The following is a 24,393-nucleotide window of genomic DNA, read 5'->3' on the forward strand; positions in this document are numbered from 1 at the left end:
GGTAGTGCTGCGGTGGCGGTGCGATGGGTCGTACGGGCGCGGCAGGCGCCCGTACACGTGCCGGTGGCACGTGCTCGGGCGGGCGGGGCGGGGCACCGCACGGGTGCCCGGCCCCGCCCGCGGGGTACGGCGGAGGGGCGGCCGCCCGGCGACTTCCGTCGCGGGCGACCGCCCCTGCTTCCTGCCGGCTGTTCACCGCCGGGTGGCGGCGTGAGCTGTGCGGCGTGCGCCGCGCGTGGTGGGTCCGGGTCAGCGGACGCCGACGCGGGGCGGTGCGACCCGGCCACCGGTCCCGCCGCGGCTCGCCGCCGCACGCGGTCCCGGTCGGTCCGCGCCGACCGGAGCGCCGCCACCACCTTGGGATGAACGGTTCTGCTGCGACGGCAGACCGTTCTGCACGTCCATCACCGCGTGCGCGACCATCCCGCCCAGTGGGTCGTAACGGATCAGGTCGCGCAGCCGTGACCGTGAGGACCGGCCCTCGTTGCCCGGGTACAGGTGCTTGCCCAGGCCCACCGAGTGGGCCAGCGCGGCCAGCGCGGCCGTCCGCGGGTCCGGCGGCACGCCGGTGCGGATCGCGGTGTCCAGCCGCTGCTTGATCGCGGCGTTGGTGCAGTCGTCGGACGCCTGGTAGCGCGTCGTCGGCAGCACGCCGCACATCTGGCCCGGCACGGCCGTGACCATGCCGCACCGCTCCAGGTGCGCCAGATAGGTCTGCCTGAGCCCCAGTCTGGGCCCACCGATCCAGTGGGCCGCACGAACCGGGCTGCCGCGTCGGCGCAGCAGTTCCAGTGCGTGGTCCAGGGTCGGGTCGCCTGTCGGCCGTGGCAGTACCACGGCGATCCGATCGCCCTCCGGGACGATCCGTCCGGCCAGGGACAGCTCGACGAGCTGGGCCCCGGCGAGTCCGAGGTCGAGGGTCTGCGGCTGCGCAGTGGTACCCGTGGTCGGGTCCAAAGCGAGCAGCAAGAGTTCCTCGGGAACAGTTCTGCGGCTCTTGCCCATCCAAGCCTCCCCGCGTGGATGAATGACAGCGTGACGCCTCTCACACGGGCTTGTCGAGTACGCCTCCGAATCGTGACCTTGCGGCCGCGGCGGGGAACCGGTGGAGGCGGGCCCGGCGTCTGACCGGTGGAGAGACCGCGGTGCGGCCGTGCGGCGGCAATACGCGCCGGTCGGGCGGGGTGTGGGCGGCCGGAACGGTCGCCGGTGGCGGAGACTGTACAGGTACACGGGGCGGGGCGTCGGCTTCCCGAAATCGGGTCTGCCGGTGCCCCGCCGGGCGTTGAGGAGGCTGGGTTACGTGGGCGAGTCCCCCGACAGGGTGCTGCGGGACGGCGAGCGGAGGCGGGAGCGGGACGAGGCGCGGAGCGGTTCCGGCGCCGGTGCCGACGCGACGGCGGCAGCCGTGGAACCGGCCGGGCGCGAGGACGCCGACGGGGCGGACGCCGGGGCGGGTGCGCGGGCGGACGCCGGGGCCGGTGCCGAGGCCGCTTCGGACGAGCCCGGGAGCCCCGCGGCGGCTTCGGAGGCCGGCGCCGACGATGCCTCGGACGCGGGGTCGGAGGCCGCCTCCGCCGCCACCGGGGAGCCCGCCGCCGATGGGGCGGGCACGCCCAGGGCGGGGTCGACCGTCCAGCTCCGTGTCCGGGATACGGACTCCAGGACCACCATGCTCCGCCTTCCCGTGGACAACGCGACCACCGCGCTCCGCCTCCCCGCAGACAGCGCGACGACCTCGTTGCGACTGCCCGCGGACAGCGCGACGACCTCGTTGCGACTGCCCGCGGACAACGCGACCACCGCGTTGCGGCTGCCCGAGGAGCTCCGTTCCCCGGCCGACGGCGGTGCCGGCCGGGGCGCTCCGCCGGTCGAGCCGCCGGCCGGCGCCCCCGCCGGGAAGCCGGGGCGCCCGACCGGGCCGGACCCGCGTCTCGCCATGCGGACGGACTCGGCGGCCCCCGGAAAGCCTCCGGCGGAGCCCACGAAGCCCCCGGCCGAGCCCGCCGAGCCCGCCGTACCCGCCGAGCCCGCCGTACCCGCCGAGCCCGGCGACGAGCCGAAGGGCGCCGGCGAGGAGTCGAAGGGCGCCGCCGGGCCGGAGACCCCCGCGCGGCCCGCGCGGCCCGCCGACCGGGCCGGGCAGGCCGAGAAGCTGGAGAAGCCCCGGGCCCCGCGGGCACCCGGTGCGGGCACCGTGCCCGAGCCGGTCCCCGAGCCGCACCCGGCCCCCAGGCCCGTCCCGGAGCCGGAGCCGGCACCCGAGCCGGAGCCCGTTCCGGCCCCGAAGCCGGCGCCCACCCCGGTCCCCGAGCCGCTCCCCACCCCCGACCCCCGGCCGCTGCCGCCCCCGCCGCCGCTGCCGAAGCCCGCGCCGCTGCCCGCCACCGAGCCCGCGCCCGCGCCGGCCCCGGAGACGACGGCCGAGGCGATGCAGGTGCTGGCGACGCTCAACGCGCGCCCCGTCTCGCCGTTTCGCCGCGCACTCAAGCGGATCACCATCTGGACGGTCTTCCTGGCCGTCGTGCTCGGCGCGGTGGCGGTCGCGCAGCTGCTCCGCCCGCTGCCGGACGCCAAGGTGAAGCAGACCGCCGCGGGCAGCTACAGCTTCGGCGGCGATCCGCTCGACCTGGCCTGGCCGGCCAAGGGCCAGTCGGCCGCCCAGGTCGTCGGCGTCGGCAGTCTCGGCAGCTCCGGCCCGGAGACGCCGGCCTCGATCGCCAGTGTCACCAAGGTCATGAACGCCTACCTGATCCTCCAGTCGCACCCGCTCAAGAAGGGGGAGAGCGGCCCGAAGATCACCGTCGACAAGCAGGCCGCCCAGGAGTCCGGCAACGTCGACGAGTCCAGGGTCACCCTCACCGAGGGCCAGCAGCTCACCCAGTACCAGGCGCTGGAGCTGCTGATGCTGCCGTCGGCCAACAACGTGGCCCGGCTGCTGGCCCGCTGGGACGCCGGCTCTGAGGAGGCGTTCGTCAAGAAGATGAACGACACCGCCGCCAGGTTCGGCATGGCCGCCACCACCTACACCGACCCGGCGGGCTTCAGCCCGGACACCAAGAGCACCGCCAAGGACCAGCTGAAGCTGGCCGAGCAGGTGATGCAGGACGCGATCTTCCGGCAGATCGTCTCGACGCCGGAGACCAACTTCAACAATCAGAAGATCTCCAACACCAACACCCTGATCTCCCCGAAGAACGGCATCATCGGCGTCAAGACCGGCTCCAGCACCCCGGCCGGCGGCTGCCTGATGTGGGCCGCCTACAAGGAGGTCGGCGGGGTCCAGCGGCTCATCCTCGGGGTCACCCTGGGCCAGCCGGCGACCACCGCCGAGCCGAGCATCCTCAAGATCGTCCAGAACGTCAGCGCCCTGCAGATCCAGGCGGCCCAGAACGGGCTGACCGGCCAGACCCTCGCCAAGCAGGGCGACGTCGTCGGCCGGGTCGACGACGGGCTCGGCGGCACGGTCCCGGTCGTCGCCACCAAGGACCTCACTGCCGCCGGCTTCCCCGGCATCAGCGGCACCCTCACCCTGGACCCGGCCAAGCTCGGCCACACGGCCAAGGCCGGTGCCCAGGTCGGCGTGCTGAGCGTGGGGGCGGGCGACGGCAAGGTGGAGGTCCCGGTCGTGCTCCAGACGGACCTGGCCCCGCCGTCCATCCTGTCCCGGCTGACCCGCCTGCTCTGACCTCGGCCGTCCGGCCCGCCCGCGGGCCTCGCACACCCCTCGGCGGGGGAACCGGCCACCGGTTCCCCCGCCGAGGCGCGTCAGCCGCCCCGCGGTCCGTCCGCGCCGTCGGGGTCCGGTCCGCCCGCGTCCCCCGCCGTCTCGCCCGCCTCCTCCGCGGTGAGCGGGGCGCCGCCCCAGACGCCGGGCTCGGTCCGGGTGCCCAACCAGTGCGCGACCGCCTCCTCCTCCGACACCACCCGGCCCAGCGCGATCGCCAGCGTCAGTCCGGCGAACATCACGATCAGCCAGGAGAGGCCGGTGAAGACCACCCCGTACGGCCCGAACTGCGTCACGCTGTGCGCCATCGCGCGCGGCAGGTAGATCCGGGAGGCGATCCCCAGGCCCACCACCACCGCTCCGCAGAGCAGCGCCCCCGGCAGCAGCGGCAGCCAGCGCACCCGGCCGACCAGCAGCAGGTGCTGGGTCCACCACCAGATCGCCGTCCCGCCGACGAAGGTCAGCGGAATCCCCAGCCAGGCACCCAGGCCGAAGCCGTCCCGCAGCGGCGTCTGGAACATCAGGCAGACCAGCCACACCAGCAGCCAGACCAGCCAGCGCCAGGCCACCACCCGCGACCCCGCCCTCGGCAGCTCCCAGCAGCGCTCGCAGACGCGTTGCATCGCCCGGCTCAGCGCCGTCGCCGACGCCAGGGTCACCAGGGCGCCGAACACGCCGATCGTGGTCTCCTGGTCATGGCTGCTCTGCAGCATCTGCTGCACCGACTGCTGCGCCGCACCCTCCAGGCCCAGCTCCTTGCGGAGCGAGCGCATCACGTTCTCGCGGACCGCGGCCGGGGTGAACACGGCCACCACGAAGAGCGCGGGCAGGGCGCTCAGGAAGGCCTGGGCGGCCAGCCGGGTCGCGCAGTCGAGGAGGTTCACCCGCAGCAGGTGGCCGAGCGCCCGGCCCACCAGCGGCACCTGCTCGGGCAGCTCGCGAGCGCGCCGGGCCAGCTTCGCCGACCGCTTCTTCAGCCGGGTCACCCGCCCGGCCGGGTGCTCGCTCACAGGTGTCCTCCCGGGCAGTCCCGACCGTCGAGGGGCGGGCGGCCGGAGGCCGGAGGCGCCCCGGTCACCGTGCTCCATGGTTACCCGGTCGCCGGACGGCCGCATCCGGGCGGACCGCCGTCACGCGGGCGCCGGACCGGGCGGACCCGGCAGCCGGGCTCAGCCGGTGGTGGAGTCCAGCAGTGCGAGCGTCACCCCGCCGAGCGGCGTCACCCGGTCGGGCGGGCCGTACCTGGCCCGGAGGGCCCGCGCCTGCTCCGCGGGCATCGCGGTCAGCGGCTCGGCGGTGTCCCCGAGGACGAGCAGCCAGGTCCGCTGCCCCTGCCCCAGGCACGCGTCCACCTGGGGGCAGGTGGTCGGGAAGAGGTCCTCGGCCTGGAGGGCGCTGCGTTCGACGAAGACCGGGAACGGCCGGACGTCGCTCGGCAGGTAGTAGGAGACACCCGGCCCGACCATCGCCCAGCCCTGGTCGCCGAGCGGAGCCGCCAGCCCGTCGCCGGGCCGGTACCCGGCCCCGATCAGCTCGGCGGCCGCCCGGTACGGCTCACGGGAGAAGGAGTGCGAGCCCGCGGAGCGCACCGAGGACTGCTTGGGCAGCGCCACCAGGGCGGGGACCGCGATCAGCCCGACGGCCAGCAGCGCGCCCGCGGCCCGGACCTGCCCCGGCGTCCGGCTGCGTCGCGCGGCCGCCGCCACCGTCGTGTAGACCGCCTGCACCCCGCCGCCGGCCAGCGCCGCCCAGGCCGGCACCGTGAAGAGCAGGTAGCGGTCGACGAAGTACGAGGTGCTGCCGCGCGACACCAGCCAGACGCCGAGCACCGGCAGCACCGCGAGCAGCAGCAGCTGGAGCGCGGGCAGGCGGCGCCCGGGCAGGACCAGGGCCAGCAGGGCCAGCAGGGCGAAGACGTGGAACACCCCGGGCGAGCCGAACAGCGGCTCACCGAAGTGCCGCAGCTGGTAGAAGGTCGGCTTGCCGATCCAGCCCAGCTGGCGCCCGGACTGCCGGCTGCCCAGCAGCACCACCGGCAGCACCGGCAGGGCCGCGACCAGCACGGCGAGTGGGTACTGCCAGAGCACCCGCCGCTCGGTGGCCGGGCGGGTCCGCCACAGGTGCAGCGCCACCACGGCCAGCTGGCCGGCCAGCGTCGCGAAGGAGATCAGGTGCCCGGCGCCGGCCGCCGCCATCGCCGCGCAGTACGGCGCCCACCGCCGCAGCGACGGGCGCTCCAGCGCGCGCAGCAGGAACCAGGTGGCAGCGGCGACCGCACAGGTCACCAGGGCGTACGAGCGGGCCTCCTGCGCGTACCGCGAGATCAGCGGCACCACGGAGAACAGCAGCCCGCCGCCGATCGCCGCCACCCGGCCGCCGAACAACCGCTGGGCGGTCAGCGCCACGAACGCGGCGGCGCCGGCCATCGCCAGCACGGAGGGCAGCCGCAGCGCGATCGCGGAGTCGCCGAACACCGACGTCCAGCCGTGCATCAGGAGGTAGTACGCGCCGTTGCTGGCGTCGATGTGCTGGAGCAGTCCGAGCAGATCACCGAGCGAGCGGGTCGCCACCGTCCAGGTCGCCACCTCGTCCCGCCACAGCTCGGGCGTCCCGAGCCGGTAGGCGCCGACGCAGAGCATCGCCAGTGCCGGCCAGAGCCACACCTGGCCCAGTACGCGGAGGGCCGGGTGCCGTCTGCCGGCTGATGTCATGGTGAAGCGCCTCGTCCTTGCGGTGATGCGTTGCTGCAGGCGTGCCAGGGCCGGCGGGGGCACCGACGCCCCGCACCGGAACACCGGTTCGCTCCAGGCTACTGGAGCAGGATGTGACGCCCCGTCGCCGGGCACCATCGGCACCCTCCCCATGATTCCATCTTCCCGCACACGATTCGCACGCGGACTCCCCTCACCGCACACCCCGCCACCTCCGCCCGGCCGACGGCCCGACCCGGCGTGGCCGCCCCCCGATCCGCTAGGCTGTCAGCGGTCGTCGCGCCACACGCGCGCCCGATCGCGAACGACCCCGCCTCAGTAGCTCAGGGGATAGAGCACGGCTCTCCTAAAGCCGGTGTCGCAGGTTCGAATCCTGCCTGGGGCACAGCGCGCTACGCAGTGAAGGCCCAGGTCCGGGGATTCCCCCGGGCCTGGGCCTTCGTCGTTCCCGACCGCCGTCCCGCCCGTGTCCCGCTTGCGCCGCATCCGTGCCTCTTTCAAGGCGGGGGGGCCGCGTGCCCGGCGGGCCCAGGGTGGGCACGAGGACCGGCGTCCCGGGGTGGCGGAGTCGGCCGGGCGCGTTCGGGGCCGCCGGCGTGTGACGGGCCGTCGGCGGCGGGCTCAGCCGAGGCCGAGGGTGTGCCGGTCGCGCGGGGTGGTGCGGGGCTGGGAGGCGAGGTCGGCGAGGAGGCTCTCGGCCTCCCGGGTGGTGCGCAGGACCTCCGGGTCGAGGTCGGCGACGACCAGCTCGCGGCGGTCCGGGCCGGCCTCGGCGAGGAGGCGGCCGTCGGGGGACCAGACGGCGCTGGCGCCGCAGGTGTTCCAGCCGCCGGTGGTGCCGATGTGGTTGGCCAGCACCATGTAGAGGGTGTTGTCGAGCGCGCGGGCCGGGAACCAGGTCCGGGACTCGTGGTGGCCGTGGCCCACGCTGAACAGCGCGCCGACCAGGTAGGCGTGGCAGCCGTCGAGGGCGGCCGCGCGGGCGTGCTCAGGGAAGCCGGAGTCGTAGCAGATGCCCAAGCCGAGCCGCCAGCCGTCGAGTTGGAGGGTGCAGCCCGTCGTCCCGGGGCGGTAGGTGTCCCGTTCGGCCTTGAAGAGGTACTGCTTGTCGTACCGGGTGGTGAGCGCACCGTCGGGGCCGAAGACCAGGGCGGAGATGCGCAGTTCGCCGTCGGCGTCCCGGACGGCCGCGCCGACCACGGCGGCCGTGCCGGTCTCCCGGCAGGCGTCGACGATCGGCGCGAGCCGGGGATCGCCGGGCTGGACGCTGTACTTGAGGGGGTCGGTCCGGATCAGCTCGGGCTCGTAGCCGGACAGGAACTTCTCGGCGAAGAGCACCAGGCGGACGCCGTCCGAGGCGGCCTCGCGGATCAGGTCGGCGACGGTCGCGACGTTGGCGGGGAGGTCGCCCGCCACCGCCTGGGCCTGCGCGGCGGCGATCCGCAGCGGCCGGTCGGGGAAGTCGGGGGCGGGAGCGGGTCGGTCGGGCGTCGAGGGAAGCGGCATGAAGGCCAGGCTAGGCGGGCCCGGCGGACCGGCCCGAGGCCGGGGGACCCGCGCTAGGGCTTGACCGCGCCGTCCGGTCGGTCGCCGGCCCGCTCGCCGGCCTCCTCGAAGGCCGGATCAAAAGCCGGGTCGAAGGCCGGGTCGTAGGGCGCGGGGGCGGTCTGGGAAACGAGGACGCGCTGGACCCTCGGCCTGGTCCGCCAGTTGACCCGCCGGACGTCCCGGGCCAGCGCGCCGGGCCGGCAGAGCTCGACGGCCACGGTGACCGCGCCCAGGACGATCCCGGCGGCCAGCCAGCCGCCCAGCACGTCGCTCGGCCAGTGGACGGCGAGGGCGACCCTCGTCCAGCCGATCGTCAGCACGGTCAGCGCGGCGATCGAACAGGCGGTGATCCGCCCGCCGCGTGAGGACCGGTGCCAGACCAGCCCGACCAGGACGGCGCAGGTGATCACGGAGGCCATCGCATGCCCGGACGGGAGGGCCGGGCCGCCGGCGTGGGCGACCGGGTCGGGGAAGTGCGGCCGCAGGCGGTCGAGGCAGAGCTTCAGGATCCACAGGAAGCCCCAGCCGACCAGCGCCTGGGCCGCCGCCCAGCAGGCCAGCACCCGGGCCCCGATCAGCCAGAGCCAGAGCGTGGCGGCGCCGAGCAGCGTACGCATGGTGATCGTGCCGCCGATGTCGGTGAGCATCTGCACCGAGGCGACCCACACTCTTCGGCCCTGGGCGTAGCGGTGCATGTCGTCCACCCAGCCCTGGTCCAGGCGGGCGAGGGGGGACCAGCCGGTCTGCACCAGGGTGGCCAGGACCGCGAACAGCGCGGTACAGCCCGCCGCGAGCGCCACGTGCCGGAGCAGGTGGCGATTACGCGGGGTGAGGAGAGGCGAGCTGTTGGTCAGGTGCATGGCTGACACCTTCCCAGTGCGTTGTGCTGATCGGACGCCTGCGCGATAGCGATTTGGCATCTTTTGTGCGGAGGATCTGCGTGCGCCGGGGTGCGGGCGCGGGGCGGCTCCGGGGTGCGGAACCGGCGGCGCCGGCGGCGCCGGCGGGGCCGGGCGGGAACGCGCGCGGCTGCCCGCGGGTTCTCCGGAGTGAAGGGTCCGCAAAGGAGCGCGCCGACGGCCCCGGCATGGGCGGCCGCGCAGCGGCAAGGCGCCGGGGGGCCGCACCCGCGGTCCCGCCGACCGCTTTCGGTGAACCGCGCCGTGTGGACCGCCTGCCCGGCACCTGTGGTGCCGGTCCGGTCACGCTCCGTCCAGGGGCGCGGTGAAAACCGGCAGCATACTGCATCGGCGGAAGAATCTGAGCGACTTGGGAATGTTGTCCGGAATCTGTTCGTTGGATCGTTACGTGTGAGCCCCGCGGGGCCCGCATTCTTGCCCTCTTGGGGGCAGGCAGGCAGACCTCGGCAATTCCAGCAAAGGGAGCAAGCATGGCCACCCGTGCCGTCGTTCGCGACAGGGCCGACCGGACTCGCGCGGCCCGCCCGACCAACCTTGAGGCCGACCGTGACCTGGTCGGTATGTATCTCGACGAGATCGCCAGGACGCCCCTGCTCGATGCCGCCGAGGAGGTCGAGCTCTCGCTGCGGATCGAGGCCGGTGTGTACGCCCAGCACCTGCTGGAGGAGGCGGAGCTCCCCAAGGGTGTGAAGCGTGAGGAGCTGGAGGCGATAGCCGAGGACGCCGAGCGCGCCAAGGACGTCTTCATCCGCTCCAACCTCCGGCTGGTCGTCGCCGTCGCGCGGCGTTACCCGCGCAGCGGCCTTCCCTTGCTCGACCTCATCCAGGAGGGCAACGCCGGCCTGGTGCGGGCGGTGGAGAAGTTCGACTACGCCAAGGGTTTCAAGTTCTCCACCTACGCCACCTGGTGGATCCGGCAGGCCATCACCCGGTCCATCGCCGACCAGTCGCGCACCATCCGGCTGCCCGTCCACCTGGTCGAGGAGCTGGGCCGGATCCGGCGTGTCCAGCGGGAGAAGTCCAAGGAGCTGGGCCGCGAGCCGGAGCCGGCCGAGATCGCGGCCGAGCTGGACACCACCGAGGCGCGGATCAAGGATGTCCTGGACTGGGCGCGTGACCCGGTGAGCCTCAACATGTCCGTCGACGACGAGGGCGAGACCCAGTTCGGCGACCTGGTCGAGGACACCGGGGCGACGTCCCCGGAGGACGCCGTGATGGTCATGCTCCGCCGCGAGGAGCTGGACGGTCTGATCGGGCGTCTGGACGACCGGACGGCCTCGATCATCCGGTCGCGCTACGGGATGGAGGACGGCCGTGAGCGGACGCTCACCGAGGTGGGCAAGCAGCACGGGCTGACGCGGGAGCGGATCCGCCAGATCGAGAAGCACGCGCTGGCCGAGCTGAAGCGGATCGCCGACCACGCGGGCTTCGAAGCCGCCTGACGGCCTCGCCGCCGCCACCTCGCCGGCGTACCGGGGCCCCGGGTGCGGACTCGCTCCGCACCGGGGCCCTTACGCGTCCCCGGCGGCGGTCGGCACGGGCGCGGGGAGCTTCTAGGCTGGAGGAGTGGACGATGTGCGAGACGGAGGCGGGCCGGTGACCGAGCGGGAGCCCAGGCAGGACGGCGGGGGCAGGACGGACGCCGCGGAGGCCGTGAAGGCGTCCGACGACCCCAAGGCCGCGAGGAAGGGCCGGCTGGTCTTCCGGGACCCGCTGGACCAGCAGTCCAGTGACGACACCGACGCCGGCTGGGGCGGGCGCCCGGGAACGGCGGACAGTGGTGGACGGGGGCTGGACTGGTACCTGAGCCAGCGCCCGCCGCACCACGGCGACTGACGGGGAGTGCTCAGCGCTGCCGCGTGACCAGCGCGTCGCGGATCTCGGTCAGCAGCAGGACCTGCTCGGCCTCCGCCTGGACCTCGGTGATGCCTCTGCGCCGGGCGGCGAGCCTGGTCATCGGCAGGATCAGGCAGAAGTAGACGACGGCCGCGGTAATGACGAACTGCAGGAGGGCGCTCAGCACCGAGCCCCACAGGATGAGGACCCCGGACGTGACCTCGCCGGTCGCGCTCAGCTCGCAGGGGCCCTTGAGGCAGGAACTGTAGGCACCCAGGTCCTTGGCCCCGAAGGCGCCGACGATCGGGTTGATCACGCCCTTGACGAAGGCGTTGATGATGTTGGTGAACGCCGCGCCGATGACGACGGCGACGGCGAGTTCGACGACATTTCCGCGCAGCAGGAATTCCTTGAAGCCTTTCATGCCGCGTGAACGACGAAGTCGTGTTCCGGTCACGGGTGAGCTTCGAGGTGTTCCGATTGACAACCCGATCGGCCGACCGACGCGGCGCCCGGAGGGGAGAGACCCGCCCGCGCGGGCCCGACGGCCAGCGCGGCCGACAGGGCGATCAGCAGCAGGGCGGGCACCCCGAGCCGGTGCCGGGCGGCCCGGCGGAGCCGGTGGAGGCGGCCACCGCCACGCCGGATCGGCGCGAAGGGCGGCACCTCCCGCCGGGGCGGAACGGCCGGGGCGGGGAGCGGCGGGAATCGCGGGGGGAGGCTCGTGGTCGACATGGGCACCACCGGTGGTCGCGGGGCGCCGGTCCGGGGTGCGGGCCGGCTCTTCCGACGCACACTCTGGGCGGCCCACGGGGCGGGTGGAAGTCCTGTCCCCAGGTCTGTGGACAACTCGGCCCTGTGGACAACTCCGTACGCCCGAACGGGGTAGTGGGCCCATCGGCGGTTGACCGCGAGCGGCCTGCCTCCGCCCGGGCACGCGAAAGGCCCGCGGGCCGCGCGATGGCGCGGGCCCCCGGGCCTTGCGAAGTTCTGGTCTCAGCCGGCCGGCTTCGCCGCCGGAGCCGAGCTCGCGGCAGCGGTCGAGCCGCCCGAGGACGACGAGGACGAGGTCGAAGCAGCCGACGACGAGCCGGACGAGGACGAATCCGACGAGGTCGAGTTCGACGACGAGCCGGTGCCCACCGAGCTGCTGGACGAGGATCGGCTGTCGGTCCGGTAGAAGCCGGAGCCCTTGAAGACCACACCCACGGCCGAGAAGACCTTGCGGAGCCGTCCCTGGCAGTCGGGGCACGTGGTCAGCGCCTCGTCGGTGAACTTCTGCACCGCCTCCAGGCCGTTGCCGCACTCGGTGCACTGGTACTGGTACGTGGGCACTTGTCTTCCTCCTGGCACTCTCGCCTGATGAGTGCTAACGATGGTCAATGATGCGGCATTCCGCTGGATCAGTCCAGCGACTCGAATGTGAGATGAGCCGGGGGCGCGCCGAAGCACCCGTTCCCCCGCCCGCCGGAAGCCGGCCGCCGAGGGCCGCCGCCCCGGCCCGGACCCGCCGCCCGACCGGCCGGACGCGTCCGACCCGACCCGGCGCCCGACCCGGCGCCCCGAGCCCCGCCGCTCAGCCCTTCGCCGCCCCGACCAGCTGCGGAGCCGAGCCCCGCTCGTTCGCGCCCGCGACCACCGTGCTCGCCGCGCCCGGCGCGATCAGCAGGTGCCGCAGCGCGACCAGCGCGACCAGGCCGAGCCCGGCACCGGCCATCGGCACCAGGAACCCGGCCGACGGCCCGTGTCCGTCGATCAGCCGTCCGGCGACCGTGGACCCGGCCGCCAGGCCCAGCCCGATGGCACCGGTCAGCCAGGTGAAGGCCTCGGTCTTGGCGCCGTCCGCGACCAGCGTCTCGACCAGGGTGTACCCGGTGATCAGCGTCGGTGCGATGGCCAGGCCGCAGACCAGCCCGGCAACGGACAGCGCGACCAGGTTGGGCATCGCCCAGAGCGTCGAGCAGCCCACGACCAGCAGCGCGTAGCTGGCCAGCATCCGGTGCCGGGCGGCCCGGCGCCAGGCGACCATGCCGTACAGCACGCCGGCCAGCATCGAGCCGCCGGCGAAGATCCCGTACACGGTGCCGTTGGCGCCGGGCTGGCCGACCGACTCGGTGAACGCGGTGACCGACACCTGCATGGCGCCGAAGACGGTGCCGACGCCCAGGAACGCGCCGGCCAGCAGCCGGACGCCGGGGGAGGAGAGCGCGGAGACCCGGCGGACGCCGGGCTGGTGCGGGTGCCGGGCCGGCGCGGTGCGCCGCTGGGCGGCGAAGGCCAGTCCGCCGACCACGGTCAGCGCGGCCTCGGCGATCAGCCCGGCGGCGGGCGTGACCGAGGTGGCGATGGCGCCGGCGAGCACCGGGCCGATCACGAAGGTGAACTCGTCCGTCACGGACTCGAAGGCGAAGGCGGTGTTGAGCTTGGCGGCCGACAGCGCGGACGCCGAGCGTCCGCCGGCCGCACCCTCGGCGGAGAGCTTGGCGACCCAGCGGGACCGGACCATCGCGCCGACCTGCGGCACGCTGGCGCCGGCCGGGGCGGCGGCGAGGAAGAGGGTCCAGACCGGGGCGTGGCCCAGGGCCAGCGCGATCAGCGCGCCGACCGAGACCGCGTGCACGATCACGGTCGGGACGAGCACGGCGGCTTGGCCGTAGCGGTCGGCCAGCCGGCCGGTCTGCGGGCCGATGAAGGCCTGGGCGACGGCGGAGACCGCCGCGACGCTGCCGGCCGTGCCGTAGGAGCCGTGGGTGTCCAGCACCAGCAGGACGATGCCCAGGCTGAGCATCGCGTACGGGAGCCGCGCGGCGAAGGCGGGGGCCAGGAACGTCCAGGCCCCGGGGGTGCGCAGCAGTGCGCCGTACCCGACGCGGGCGGGTGCGCCCTGGTCGGCGGTGGCCCCGGTGCCCGGCCGGGTGTCCGGGAGCGTGTCGGTGGCCAGGGCGGCGCGGGTGTCCGCGGTGTTCTCGACCGTTCGGCGGGCCGTCACGGTCGTCCTTCCTGCTGCCTGGTAGCGCGGAAGGGGCATGGGGTGGCCCCGACGGCGCCGAGAGTCGTCCTCTCGCGCGTCGACCGGGGTAGTTACCGGGCCCGCCCGGCGTGGTTGCCGGGATCCGGGCCGCGGCCGCCGAGCGGTCGCGCCAACTCTGCTTCAGGCAGATGCTGGGGTGTTTCGATCGTTCTGCATATACGCGCGTAGATGACGCGCTACCCCCACCATACAGAGGACATCCAGATCTGTCCCGTCCATCGGAGGTGAACGCTGGACGAACCCCCCGTGGTCATCGCGGTCACCGCCGCCCGTACAGCCACCCCGCGAGCTTGCCGCCCTTGTCCACGGCCCGCAGCCGCCGCTCGGCGGCCTCGCTGACCTCGTCGGTGGTCACGACCAGCAGTTCGTCGCCGCCGCGCAGCACGGTGGCCTTGTCCGGGACGAAGCTGCTGCCCTCCCGGACGACCAGGGTCACCGCCGCGCCGGCCGGCAGCCGCAGCTCGCCGATCTCCACGCCGGACATCCTGGAACTCGGCGACAGCGCCACCGACAGCAGGTGTCCGTGCAGCTTCTCCAGGGGCGCGGACTCGATGCCGAGGTCCTGGCCCATCGAGCCCTCGGAGATCTTCAGCCACTTGGCGACCCAGGGCAGGGTCGGGCCCTGGAGCAGGGTGAAGACCACGACCAGGATGAAGACGATGTTGAAGACGTCGTGGGCCATCGGCGTGCCGGCCACCATCGGGATGGTCGCCAGCACGATGGGCACCGCCCCGCGCAGCCCGGCCCAGCTGAGCAGCGCCTGCTCGCGGCCGGGCAGCTTGAAGGGCGTCAGCGTGATCACCACGGACAGCGGCCTGGCCAGGAAGACCAGCACGGTGCCGATCACCAGCGCGGGCACCACGGCCGAGCCCATGGTCTCGGGGGTGCAGAGCAGGCCGAGCAGCACGAACATGCCGATCTGCCCGATCCAGGCCAGTCCGTCGGCGAAGCCGCGGACGGCGGGCCCGTGCGGCAGTTTGGCGTTCCCCAGGATGACCGCGCTGATGTAGACGGCGAGGAAGCCGGAGCCGTGCAGCAGCGCGCCGCCGGCGTAGGCGAGCACGGTGAGCGCCAGGACGGCGATCGGGTAGAGGCCGGAGGACGGCAGGGCGACGTGCTTGATCCCGAACGCGCCCAGCTTGCCGACCGTGAGGCCGACCGCGGCCCCGATGGCCAGCTCGGCGACGATCGTGCCGATCAGGACGTACCAGGAGTCGAGTTCACCGGTGGTGGCGAAGGCGACGACGAGGATCACCACGGGGGCGTCGTTGAAGCCCGACTCGGCCTCCAGGAGCCCGGTCAGCCGGTGCGGCAGCGGGACCATCCGCAGCACGGAGAAGACGGCGGCCGCGTCGGTCGAGGAGACGATCGCGCCGAGCAGCATGGACGTCCGCCAGTCCAGGCCGACCAGCCAGTGCGCGCCGGCCGCGGTCACGAAGACGCTGATCCCGACGCCGACCGTGGCGAGCACGGTGGCGGCCGGCATCACGGGTCTGACCTCGCGCCAGCTCGTCTTGAGACCGCCCTCGGCCAGGATGACGACCAGTGCGGCGTAGCCGATCACCTGGGTCAGCGCGGCGTTGTTGAAGGCGAAGCCCAGGCCGTTCTGGCCGAGGGCGACGCCGATGCCGAGGTAGATCAGCAGGCTGGGCAGCCCCGACCGGGTCGAGATGCGCACGGCGACCACCGCGACCAGCAGGATCACGGAGAATTCGAGGAGCAGCCGGTTCAGGTGGTCGACATTCACGCAGGGGCACCTCGGGCAGGCTGGGGGCGGGCGGGGTGTCTGGTGGCGGTGAGGCCGGGGGGAGCCGACCGGCCGGGGGCGATTGCTCCGCTAGCGGATCGTTACTCAGTCTAACATTTTGCCATATCTTTAGCTTCACCGTTCACACGGGTCCCTTCCCACCCTCCGCTGACCTCGTCCGATCCCACCGTGAACGTCCCCCGTGCACGCCCGCCAGTGGACTCGGCCTAATGTGGTCCCCTGTCATGGCCGTGTGCCCTGGACATGCCCGCCCGTCCCCCAGTCGAGGACCGCAAGGACCCAGATGCCCCGCTCGAAGAAGTTCCGGCGCGCCCGTCTGATCGTGATCGTGCTGGTCGTGCTGCTGGTGGCCGGCGCCGGCTACGGCGGCTACCGGGGGGTGGCCGCGGTACGCGCGTCCTTCCCGGAGGTCGACGGCAGCGTCAAGGTGGCGGGCCTGAGCGCGCCGGTCGACGTGAAGCGGGATGCCAACGGCATCCCCCAGCTCTACGCCGACACCCCGGAGGACCTCTTCCGCGCCCAGGGCTACGTGCAGGCGCAGGACCGGTTCTGGGAGATGGACGTCCGACGGCACATCACCGCGGGCCGGCTCTCCGAGATGTTCGGCGACAGCCAGGTCGAGACCGACTCCTTCATCCGCACCATGGGCTGGCGCGACGTGGCGCAGAAGGAGATCGACTCCCAGCTGTCGCCCGAGACCAGGAAGAACCTCCAGGCGTACGCGGACGGCGTCAACGCCTGGCTCGGCGAGCACCCCGGCGGCGCGAGCGCCTCGCTGGAGTACAGCCTGCTCGGCGTGGTGAACGGCGACTACAAGCCGGAGCAGTGGGCCCCGGTCGACTCGGTCTCCTGGCTGAAGGCGATGGCCTGGAACCTCTCGGGGAACCTCCAGGAGGAGATCGACCGCTCGCTGCTCGCCCAGGACTTCAGCCCGGAGAAGATCGCCGAGCTGTATCCGGAGTACCCGTACGCGCGCAACGGCACCATCGTGAAGACCGGCACCGTCTCGGGCGACGCGTACCGCCCGGCGGACGGGGCCGCCCAGTCCGGCCCCACCACGGGCACCGCGCAGGGCGCGGCCGCGACCAAGGCGATGTTCAAGGACGTCACCGACCGGATCGACGCGATGCCGCAGCTGCTCGGCCGGCAGGGCCAGGGCATCGGGTCCAACTCCTGGGTGGTCGCCGGCTCGCACACCACCACCGGCAAGCCGCTGCTGGCCAACGACCCGCACCTCGGCCCCGGCCTGCCGTCGGTCTGGTACCAGATGGGCCTGCACTGCCGCACCGCCTCGCCCGCCTGCCAGTACGACGTCTCCGGCTTCACCTTCGCCGGTATGCCGGGCGTGGTGATCGGCCACAACAAGGACATCGCCTGGGGCTTCACCAACCTCGGCGCGGACGTCACCGACCTCTTCCTGGAGAAGGTCACCGGCCCGGAGACCTACCTGGTGGACGGCAAGGAGGTGAAGTTCACGCTGCGCAAGGAGACCATCAAGGTGGCCGGCGGCGAGGACCGCACCATCACCGTCCGCACCACCCAGACCGGCGCCCCGCTGATCTCCGACCAGAGCACCGAGCAGCAGAACGTCGGCAAGTACGCGCCGAACGGCGCCTCCGCCCCGGACCGCTCGACCAGCGGCTACGGCGTGGCCCTGCAGTGGACGGCGCTGGAGCCGGGCAAGACCATGGACGCCGTCTTCGCGCTGGACCGCGCCAAGGGCTGGGACGACTTCCGGGCCGCCGCGAAGGACTTCGCCGTCCCCGCGCAGAACCTGATCTACGCCGACGCCGAGAACATCGGCTACCAGGCCCCGGGCAACATCCCGGTCCGCGGCAAGGGCGACGGCGGCTACCCGGCGCCGGGCTGGGACTCCTCGTACCAGTGGAAGGGCGCCGTCCCCTTCACCGCCCTGCCCTACAGCCGCAACCCGGCCGCCGGCTACATCGTCACCGCCAACCAGGCCGTGGTCGACCCCTCGTACAAGTACCTGCTGACCAAGGACTGGGAGTACGGCACCCGGGCCAAGGAGATCACCGACCAGATCGAGGCCAAGCTCAGGAACAACGGCAAGATCTCGCCGGACGACATGCAGGAGATGCAGCTCGACAACACCAGCATCCTGGCCAAGACGCTGGTCCCGATGCTGCTGAAGGTGCAGATCGACGACCCGTACGTGCGCGAGGCGCAGGACCTGCTGAAGGACTGGAACTTCCACCAGGACGCCGACTCGGCCGCCGCCGCCTACTACAACGGCGTCTGGCGCCAGCTGCTCAGCCTCTCCTTCGGCCAGAAGTTCCCGGCCGACCTGCGCGCCGAGGACAACTGCCTGCTGGTCCGCCGGCAGACCGACCCGACCAAGCCCGACAGCCGCACCCAGATCGTCACCGAGTGCGGCACCCGTGACCCGGGCAAGGCCCAGCCGGACGGCGGCGACCGCTGGACCGAGGTGGTGCGCCAGCAGCTGGCGAAGCCCGACAGCAGCTGGTGGACGTACATCGACTCGGACCACCACGAGCAGAAGGGCCTCGACAACCTGCTCGCCGAGGCGATGAAGAATGCCCGTCAGGACCTCACGGCGCTGCTCAGCAAGGACGTCTCCACCTGGAGCTGGGGCCGTCTGCACACCCTGACGCTGCGCGAACAGACCCTGGGCAGCGACGACTCCTCGATCGCCTCCGGCTTCGTCCGGCGACTGCTCAACCGCGGCCCGTACCGCCTCTCCGGCGGCTCCGGCGCGGTCGACGCGGCGGGCTGGAACGCGGCGGCGGGCTACCAGGTGGACTGGATCCCGTCGATGCGGATGGTCGTCGACCTGAGCGACTTCGACGCCTCGCGCTGGGTGAACGTGGGCGGCGCCTCCGGGCACGCCTTCCACGACAACTACAACGACCAGACCGACCTCTGGCTCAAGGGCAAGCTGCTGACCTGGGCCTATTCACCCGACGCGGTCGAGAAGTCGGCCAAGCACAAGCTGGTGCTGACCACCGGCTGAGCCGGCCCGCACGGCACGGCGGCCCCGCCCCTCGGACCCCGAGGCGCGGGGCCGCCGTCGTCACCGCCGTCGTCACCGAGGGCGTCACCCCAGCCGGTGCGGCCCGGACGGGGTGAGGGCGAGGTCCACCGGCAGGTCGTGCGGCTCGGCCGGCACGCTCGCCAGCAGCTCGTGCTCGTAGAGCAGCACCGCCAGCAGCGGTCGCGCCCCGGCCCGCCCGAGCCGGGCCAGCACCCGGTCGTACGAGCCGCCGCCGCGGCCCAGCCGCAGCCCCCGCCGGTCCACCGCCAGGCCGGGCAGCAGCACCAGCGACGCCGTGGTCACGGCCTCCGGCCCGAGCCGGCCGCCGACCGGCTCCAGCAGCCCGCGCCCGGCCGGCGCCAGCGCCTGCGGCCCCTCGTACTCGGCCCAGTCCAGGTCGTTGTCGGCCAGCAGCACCGGCAGCAGCACCCGGACCCCGCGCGCCAGCAGCGCGTCCAGCAGCGGCCGGGTGCCCGGCTCGCTGCCGACCGACACGTACGCGGCCACCGTGGCGCCCGGCTCGGCCAGCGCGCCGGCGTGCCCGGCCAGGGCGAGCGCCGCCCGCTCCCGCTCCACCGCCACCAGCGCCCGCCGTTCGGCCAGCAGCCGTGTCCTCAGCGCGCTCTTCTCGTTGTGCATGGGATCCTCCACAGCTCTGTGCCCGTGACGTCCAGAGCCTGACACGCGGAAGGCGCCCCGATGTCGACCCCGCTGCTGCTCCAGGCCCTGGCCGCGCTGAGCGCCCCGGCGCTGGCCGGCGCCGCCGTGTTCGGCCTGCGGCTGCGCCGGGCCGAGGGCGCCGCCGCCGACCGCGAGGCCCGGCTGCGCGAGCGGGTCGCCGAGCTGGAGGCCCGCTGCGCCGAGCTGGAGCGCACCGCCTCCTGCGACCCGCTCACCGGGGTCTGGAACTACCGCCACCTGCAGCTCACCCTGGACCGGGAGATCGAGCGCGCCCGCCGGGCCGAGCAGGCCGACCAGCAGGACGGCCCGCACCCGCTGGCCGTCCTGCTGCTGGACATCGCGGGCTTCGACCGGGTGATCGCCGAACACGGCCGGGCCCGGGCCGACGCGATACTGCGCGACCTCGCCCAGCGGCTCGGCATGGAGATCCGCCGCTCCGACACCCTCGGCCGGTACAGCGGCGAGGTCTTCCTGATCGTGCTGCCGGACACCGGCGCCGCGGGCGCGGCACACGTCGCCGAACGGCTGGTCTGGTCGGTCCGCCGCCACCTGCTGCTGGACTGGTCCTCCGGCCCGCGCGAGGGCCGCCGCCAACAGGGCAACGGGCTCACCGCCGCGGTCGGCGTGGCCGTGCTGCCCGAGGACGGTACGCATGCCGCCGTCCTGCTCCGGGCCGCCGACCGGGCCCTGGCCGAGGCCCGCGACGCCGGCGGGGACTGCTGGCGCGAAGCCGCCTCCTCCCGGCCACTCAGCGGCTCCGCTGCCGAGCGTGACCGTTCGGAAAACCCGGGTAGTCTGTCGCCCTGTGCCGGAGAGGATCCCCTCACCTCACCCGGCGCTTCCCCTTTGCCTGCCACCTTGGCCGGGCCCAGCGACGTGCTGTCATAGCCGGTCAACCGCGCTCGGCCGGGCGTAAACATGCCTTAGTAAGGTAAACGCATGACGACGATCAGCTCCCGAATTCCGGTAACCAAGGCCGTGGTCCCCGCGGCCGGACTGGGTACGCGCTTCCTCCCGGCCACCAAGGCCACTCCGAAGGAGATGCTGCCTGTCGTCGACAAGCCGGCGATCCAGTACGTCGTCGAGGAGGCGGCCTCCGCCGGGCTGTCCGACATACTGATGGTCACCGGCCGTAACAAGCGGGCGCTGGAGGACCACTTCGACCGCGCCTACGAGCTGGAGGAGCTGCTCGCCCGCAAGGGCGACCAGGACCGGCTGCGCCGGGTGCGCGAGTCCGTCGACCTGGCCAACATGCACTACGTCCGCCAGGGCGACCCGAAGGGTCTCGGCCACGCCGTCTCGGTCGCCGAGCAGCACGTCGCCGGCCAGCCCTTCGCCGTTCTGCTCGGCGACGACCTGATCGACCCGCGCGACCCGCTGCTCGCCCGCATGATCGAGGTCCAGCAGGAGCTCGGCGGCTCGGTCGTCGCCCTCATGGAGGTCGACCCCTCGCAGATCCACCTGTACGGCTGCGCGGCCGTCAAGGCCAACGGCTTCGGCGAGGACGTCTTCCAGGTGACCGACCTGGTCGAGAAGCCCGAGACCGCCGACGCGCCGTCGAACTACGCCGTCATCGGCCGCTACGTGCTCGACCCCTCGGTCTTCGACGTGCTGCGCGAGACCCCGCCCGGCCGCGGCGGCGAGATCCAGCTCACCGACGCCCTGCGCGAGCTGACCACCCGCGACGCCGAGAGCGGCGGCCAGGTGCACGGCGTCCTCTTCAAGGGCCGCCGCTACGACACCGGTGACCGCGCGGACTACCTGCGCGCTATCGTCCGTCTGGCCTCCGAGCGCGAGGACCTGGGCCCGGAGTTCCGCTCCTGGCTCCGTGAGTTCGTCGCCTCCGAGCTGCAGGACTGACACGCCGACAGAGAGCGAGAGCGCCGATGACCGGGTCCACGGAGAACCGTCCCACCCCCGCCGCAGCCTGCTGCGACGGATCCGCGGACCCGGCACCGGCCGCCCGGCCGGCCCGTCTCTGGACCGTCGACGAGCACCTCGCCGACGTGCTGGCCGCGGTCGGCCCGCTGCCCGCGATCGAGCTCCAGCTGCTCGACGCCCAGGGCTGCCGGCTCGACGAGGACGTGCTCGCCGGCGGTGACCTGCCGCCCTTCGACAACAGCTCGATGGACGGCTACGCCCTGCGCACCGCCGACACTGCCGGAGCCACCGCCGAGTACCCCTCGGTGCTCTCGGTGGTCGGCGACATCGCCGCCGGCGCCGCCGAACTGCCCAGGGTCGGCCCCGGCCAGGCCGCCCGGATCATGACCGGCGCCCCCGTCCCGCCCGGTGCCCAGGCGGTCGCCCCGGTCGAGTGGACCGACGGCGGCAGCGGCACCGGCCGGGCCGCCGACGCGATGGGCGCCCCGGTCGAGGACGAGGAGGTCCGGGTGCTGCGCCCGGTCTCCGAGGGCGCCCACATCCGCCGCCGCGGCAGCGACGTCACCGCCGGCGACCGGGTCCTGGAAGCCGGTACCCGGCTCGGCCCCACCCAGATCGGCCTGCTCGCCGCGATCGGCCGGGGCACCGTCCGGGTCCGCCCCCGCCCGCGCGTGGTGGTGCTCTCCACCGGCAGCGAGCTGGTCCAGCCCGGCGAGCCCGTCGGCCCCGGGCAGATCGCCGACTCCAACAGCTTCACCCTCACCGCCGCCGCCCTGGACGCCGGCGCCATCGCCTACCGCGTCGGCGGGGTGCCGGACGACGCGGACCGGCTGCGCGCCGTCCTGGAGGACCAGCTCGGCCGGGCCGACCTGATCGTCACCAGCGGCGGCGTCAGCGTCGGCGCGTACGACGTGGTCAAGGAGGTCTTCGAGTCCTACGGCGGGGTCGACTTCCGCCGGCTGCGGATGCAGCCCGGCAAGCCGCAGGGCTTCGGCCGGATCGGCGACGGTGCCGGCGTCCCGCTGCTGGCCCTGCCCGGCAACCCGGTCAGCGCCTACATCTCCTTCGAGCTCTTCGTCCGCCCGGTGATCCGCACCATGCTCGGCGCCGCCGACGTCCACCGCCCGGTGGTCCGGGCGGTCTGCCCGGTCGCGCTGCGCTCGCCCGCCGGGCGGCGGCAGTTCCTCCGCGGCCGGTACGCGGCGGCCGACGGCGTGGTGGAGCCGGTCGGCGGCGCGGGCTCGCACCTGGTCGGCGCGCTGGCCAGGGCGGACTGCCTGATCACGGTGCCCGAGGAGGTCACCGAGCTCGCCGCCGGCAGCGAGGTGGACGTCGTCCTGCTCGGCGGCTGAGCGGTCCCGGCGACCGGGCCGTCCCGTCCGCCGACACGGCCCGTCCCACGCCCCGGCCGGAGCGAGGAGTACGGTAGCGCGGTATTCGATCTGCGCGCCCCCTGGAGCCACCCGTGACCGCCTCACCCCCCGGCGACCGCCTCACCCATGTCGACGACCAGGGCGCGGCCCGGATGGTCGACGTCTCCGAGAAGGCCACCACCGCGCGCACCGCGGTCGCGGCCGGCCGGGTCAGGGTCGCCCCCCGCGTGGTCGAGCTGCTGCGCGGCGAGGGCGTGCCCAAGGGCGACGCCCTCGCGGTCGCCCGGATCGCCGGGATCATGGGCGCCAAGAAGACACCGGAGCTGATCCCGCTCTGCCACCCGATCGCGGTCTCCGGGGTGAAGGTCGAGCTCTCCGTCACCGACGACGCGGTCGAGATCACGGCCACCGTGAAGACCGCCGACCGGACCGGCGTCGAGATGGAGGCGCTCACCGCCGTCGCGGTGGCCGGGCTCACCGTGATCGACATGGTCAAGGCCGTCGACAAGGGCGCCGCCATCGAGTCCGTCCGGGTGCTCAGCAAGACCGGCGGCAAGAGCGGCGACTGGTTCGCCGCGGGGAGCCCGGAATGACCGCGCCGGACGCGGGGGCGCCGGTCACGGGGGCGCCGGCGATGAGGGCGCTGGCCGTCACCGTCTCCAACCGCGCCTCGGCCGGCGTCTACGCGGACCGCGGCGGCCCGCTGCTGGTGGCCGGCCTGGCCGCGATGGGCTTCACCGCCGACGGCCCCCGGGTGGTGCCGGACGGCGAGCCGGTCGAGGCGGCCCTGCGGGAGGCCGTCGCGGCCGGGTACGACGTGGTGCTCACCACCGGCGGCACCGGCATCTCCCCGATGGACCTCACCCCCGAGATGACCGCGCGGGTGATCGACCGGCAGATCCCCGGCATCCCCGAGGCCATCAGGGCGTACGGCCGCGAGAAGGTCCCGACCTCCGCGCTCTCCCGCGGGCTCGCGGGCCTCGCCGGCCGTACCCTGATCGTCAACCTGCCGGGCTCGACCGGTGGCGTCAGGGACGGCCTGGCCGTCCTGGAGCCGCTGCTCGCGCACGCCGTCGACCAGCTCGGCGGCGGGGACCACCCCCGGCCCGACGCACCTGCTTCCGGGAGAGCGCACTGAACGCCGGCTGGCCGGTAGAACTCCACGAGGGGGACGTCGCGCTGCGCCCGATCCGGGGCCGGGACCAGCGGGAGTGGCAGGAGGTCAGCCGCCGCAACCGGGACTGGCTGCGGCGCTGGGAGGCCACCGTGCCGCCCGGCCCGGCCGGCCGGGGCACCGGCCCGCGCCCGACCTACCGGCAGATGGTCCGGTTCCTGCGCGGTGAGGCCTCGGCCGGGCGGATGCTGCCCTTCGTGGTGCTCCACCAGGGCCGGCTGGTCGGCCAGCTGACCGTCGGCGGGATCACCTGGGGTTCGATGTGCTCGGCCAACGTCGGCTACTGGATCGACGAGGCGGTGGCCGGCCGGGGCATCATGCCGGCGGCCGTGGCGCTTTCGGTGGACCACTGTTTCACCACCCTGGGCCTGCACCGGATCGAGGTCTGCATCCGGCCGGAGAACGGACCGAGCCGCCGGGTGGTGGAAAAGCTCGGGTTCCGCTCGGAGGGAATGCGGCCGCGCTATCTGCACATCGACGGCGACTGGCGCGACCACCTGGTGTACGCGCTGACCGCCGAGGAGGTTCCCGAGGGGATGCTGGAACGCTGGCGGACGCTCAGTTCGGCGCGGCGCCCGCGTAATTGAATATATGTTCGAACCAAATATCGATATGGCATCGGCGTGGCGACGGACGGGCACAAATACCGGCAAAATAGTCGGAGAATCAGCTTGATCACACGACACGCCGTGCCAAATTGCTGCCGTGCCTTCCCCGGCGCCCGTAC

The 24,393-nt window shown here is 73.7% G+C and carries 20 protein-coding genes and 1 tRNA gene; 11 read left to right on the forward strand and 10 right to left on the reverse strand.

What is annotated here, in order from left to right; all coding sequences use genetic code 11:
- Positions 1 to 249: 249 nt before the first annotated feature.
- Positions 250 to 1,005, reverse strand: a complete 756-nt coding sequence (locus tag OG618_RS22110; protein ID WP_329489267.1) for a GOLPH3/VPS74 family protein — start codon at positions 1,003 to 1,005, stop codon at positions 250 to 252.
- A 298-nt stretch (positions 1,006 to 1,303) separates the two neighbouring features.
- On the opposite strand from OG618_RS22110, the gene OG618_RS22115 reads away from it, so the two are divergent.
- On the forward strand, positions 1,304 to 3,688 hold the full coding sequence (locus OG618_RS22115; protein ID WP_329489268.1) for a hypothetical protein: 2,385 nt from the start codon (positions 1,304 to 1,306) through the stop codon (positions 3,686 to 3,688).
- Positions 3,689 to 3,768: 80 nt separating this feature from the next.
- Here OG618_RS22115 and OG618_RS22120 read toward each other — a convergent pair whose 3' ends face one another.
- Both OG618_RS22120 and OG618_RS22125 read right to left on the reverse strand, forming a co-directional pair.
- Positions 3,769 to 4,737: a YhjD/YihY/BrkB family envelope integrity protein gene (locus OG618_RS22120; RefSeq protein WP_329489269.1), complete on the reverse strand. Its 969-nt coding sequence runs from the start codon at positions 4,735 to 4,737 to the stop codon at positions 3,769 to 3,771.
- Positions 4,738 to 4,896: 159 nt separating this feature from the next.
- A complete protein-coding gene (locus OG618_RS22125; protein WP_329489270.1) occupies positions 4,897 to 6,438 on the reverse strand; it encodes a glycosyltransferase family 39 protein in 1,542 nt (513 codons plus the stop codon).
- A 312-nt stretch (positions 6,439 to 6,750) separates the two neighbouring features.
- Here OG618_RS22125 and OG618_RS22130 point away from each other — a divergent pair.
- Positions 6,751 to 6,823 (forward strand) — tRNA-Arg (locus tag OG618_RS22130).
- Between the two features lie 236 nt (positions 6,824 to 7,059).
- Here the strand turns inward: OG618_RS22130 and OG618_RS22135 are convergent.
- Positions 7,060 to 7,944 carry a carbon-nitrogen hydrolase family protein gene (locus OG618_RS22135; protein WP_329489271.1) on the reverse strand — a complete coding sequence of 295 codons (885 nt, stop codon included), beginning with the start codon at positions 7,942 to 7,944 and terminating at the stop codon, positions 7,060 to 7,062.
- Between the two features lie 53 nt (positions 7,945 to 7,997).
- The gene (locus tag OG618_RS22140; RefSeq protein WP_329489272.1) at positions 7,998 to 8,846 is read right to left on the reverse strand and encodes a phosphatase PAP2 family protein; all 849 of its coding nucleotides are present in this window, start codon (positions 8,844 to 8,846) and stop codon (positions 7,998 to 8,000) included.
- Positions 8,847 to 9,376: 530 nt separating this feature from the next.
- Here OG618_RS22140 and OG618_RS22145 point away from each other — a divergent pair.
- Positions 9,377 to 10,348, forward strand: coding sequence for a sigma-70 family RNA polymerase sigma factor (locus OG618_RS22145; RefSeq protein WP_329489273.1), 972 nt, complete (start codon positions 9,377 to 9,379; stop codon positions 10,346 to 10,348).
- A 124-nt stretch (positions 10,349 to 10,472) separates the two neighbouring features.
- Positions 10,473 to 10,742: a hypothetical protein gene (locus tag OG618_RS22150; RefSeq protein ID WP_442906848.1), complete on the forward strand. Its 270-nt coding sequence runs from the start codon at positions 10,473 to 10,475 to the stop codon at positions 10,740 to 10,742.
- Between the two features lie 10 nt (positions 10,743 to 10,752).
- Here OG618_RS22150 and mscL read toward each other — a convergent pair whose 3' ends face one another.
- From mscL to OG618_RS22170, 4 genes are all read right to left on the reverse strand, one after another.
- Positions 10,753 to 11,166: a large conductance mechanosensitive channel protein MscL gene (mscL, locus tag OG618_RS22155; protein ID WP_329489274.1), complete on the reverse strand. Its 414-nt coding sequence runs from the start codon at positions 11,164 to 11,166 to the stop codon at positions 10,753 to 10,755.
- A 572-nt stretch (positions 11,167 to 11,738) separates the two neighbouring features.
- A complete protein-coding gene (locus tag OG618_RS22160; protein WP_329489275.1) occupies positions 11,739 to 12,077 on the reverse strand; it encodes an FmdB family zinc ribbon protein in 339 nt (112 codons plus the stop codon).
- Between the two features lie 241 nt (positions 12,078 to 12,318).
- The gene (locus OG618_RS22165; RefSeq protein WP_329492220.1) at positions 12,319 to 13,596 is read right to left on the reverse strand and encodes an MFS transporter; all 1,278 of its coding nucleotides are present in this window, start codon (positions 13,594 to 13,596) and stop codon (positions 12,319 to 12,321) included.
- 436 nt (positions 13,597 to 14,032) lie between these two features.
- Positions 14,033 to 15,520: a potassium/proton antiporter gene (locus OG618_RS22170; RefSeq protein ID WP_329489276.1), complete on the reverse strand. Its 1,488-nt coding sequence runs from the start codon at positions 15,518 to 15,520 to the stop codon at positions 14,033 to 14,035.
- Between the two features lie 304 nt (positions 15,521 to 15,824).
- Between OG618_RS22170 and OG618_RS22175 the strand changes: the two genes are divergently transcribed.
- Positions 15,825 to 18,536: a penicillin acylase family protein gene (locus OG618_RS22175; RefSeq protein WP_329489277.1), complete on the forward strand. Its 2,712-nt coding sequence runs from the start codon at positions 15,825 to 15,827 to the stop codon at positions 18,534 to 18,536.
- An 84-nt stretch (positions 18,537 to 18,620) separates the two neighbouring features.
- On the opposite strand, the gene OG618_RS22180 is transcribed toward OG618_RS22175, so the two are convergent.
- Positions 18,621 to 19,196 (reverse strand): 5-formyltetrahydrofolate cyclo-ligase, encoded by a 576-nt coding sequence (locus tag OG618_RS22180; protein WP_329489278.1) that lies wholly within the window; start codon positions 19,194 to 19,196, stop codon positions 18,621 to 18,623.
- A 60-nt stretch (positions 19,197 to 19,256) separates the two neighbouring features.
- On the opposite strand from OG618_RS22180, the gene OG618_RS22185 reads away from it, so the two are divergent.
- The 6 genes from OG618_RS22185 to OG618_RS22210 all read left to right on the forward strand — a co-directional run bounded on the left by OG618_RS22185 (position 19,257) and on the right by OG618_RS22210 (position 24,253).
- Positions 19,257 to 20,126: a GGDEF domain-containing protein gene (locus OG618_RS22185; RefSeq protein WP_329489279.1), complete on the forward strand. Its 870-nt coding sequence runs from the start codon at positions 19,257 to 19,259 to the stop codon at positions 20,124 to 20,126.
- A 51-nt stretch (positions 20,127 to 20,177) separates the two neighbouring features.
- The gene (galU, locus tag OG618_RS22190; protein ID WP_329489280.1) at positions 20,178 to 21,098 is read left to right on the forward strand and encodes a UTP--glucose-1-phosphate uridylyltransferase GalU; all 921 of its coding nucleotides are present in this window, start codon (positions 20,178 to 20,180) and stop codon (positions 21,096 to 21,098) included.
- A 26-nt stretch (positions 21,099 to 21,124) separates the two neighbouring features.
- Entirely contained in the window at positions 21,125 to 22,471 is a 1,347-nt protein-coding gene (glp, locus tag OG618_RS22195; protein WP_329489281.1) for a molybdotransferase-like divisome protein Glp, read from the forward strand.
- 173 nt (positions 22,472 to 22,644) lie between these two features.
- The gene (gene moaC / locus OG618_RS22200) at positions 22,645 to 23,085 is read left to right on the forward strand and encodes a cyclic pyranopterin monophosphate synthase MoaC (protein ID WP_380382281.1); all 441 of its coding nucleotides are present in this window, start codon (positions 22,645 to 22,647) and stop codon (positions 23,083 to 23,085) included.
- Between the two features lie 41 nt (positions 23,086 to 23,126).
- Positions 23,127 to 23,630, forward strand: coding sequence for a MogA/MoaB family molybdenum cofactor biosynthesis protein (locus tag OG618_RS22205; protein ID WP_329492221.1), 504 nt, complete (start codon positions 23,127 to 23,129; stop codon positions 23,628 to 23,630).
- Positions 23,627 to 24,253, forward strand: a complete 627-nt coding sequence (locus OG618_RS22210) for a GNAT family N-acetyltransferase (protein ID WP_329492222.1) — start codon at positions 23,627 to 23,629, stop codon at positions 24,251 to 24,253. Before OG618_RS22205 ends, OG618_RS22210 begins: the two co-directional genes overlap by 4 nt.
- The last annotated feature ends 140 nt before the right edge of the window (positions 24,254 to 24,393 follow it).

Source organism: Kitasatospora sp. NBC_01246 (genome assembly GCF_036226505.1).
GTDB lineage: Bacteria > Actinomycetota > Actinomycetes > Streptomycetales > Streptomycetaceae > Kitasatospora.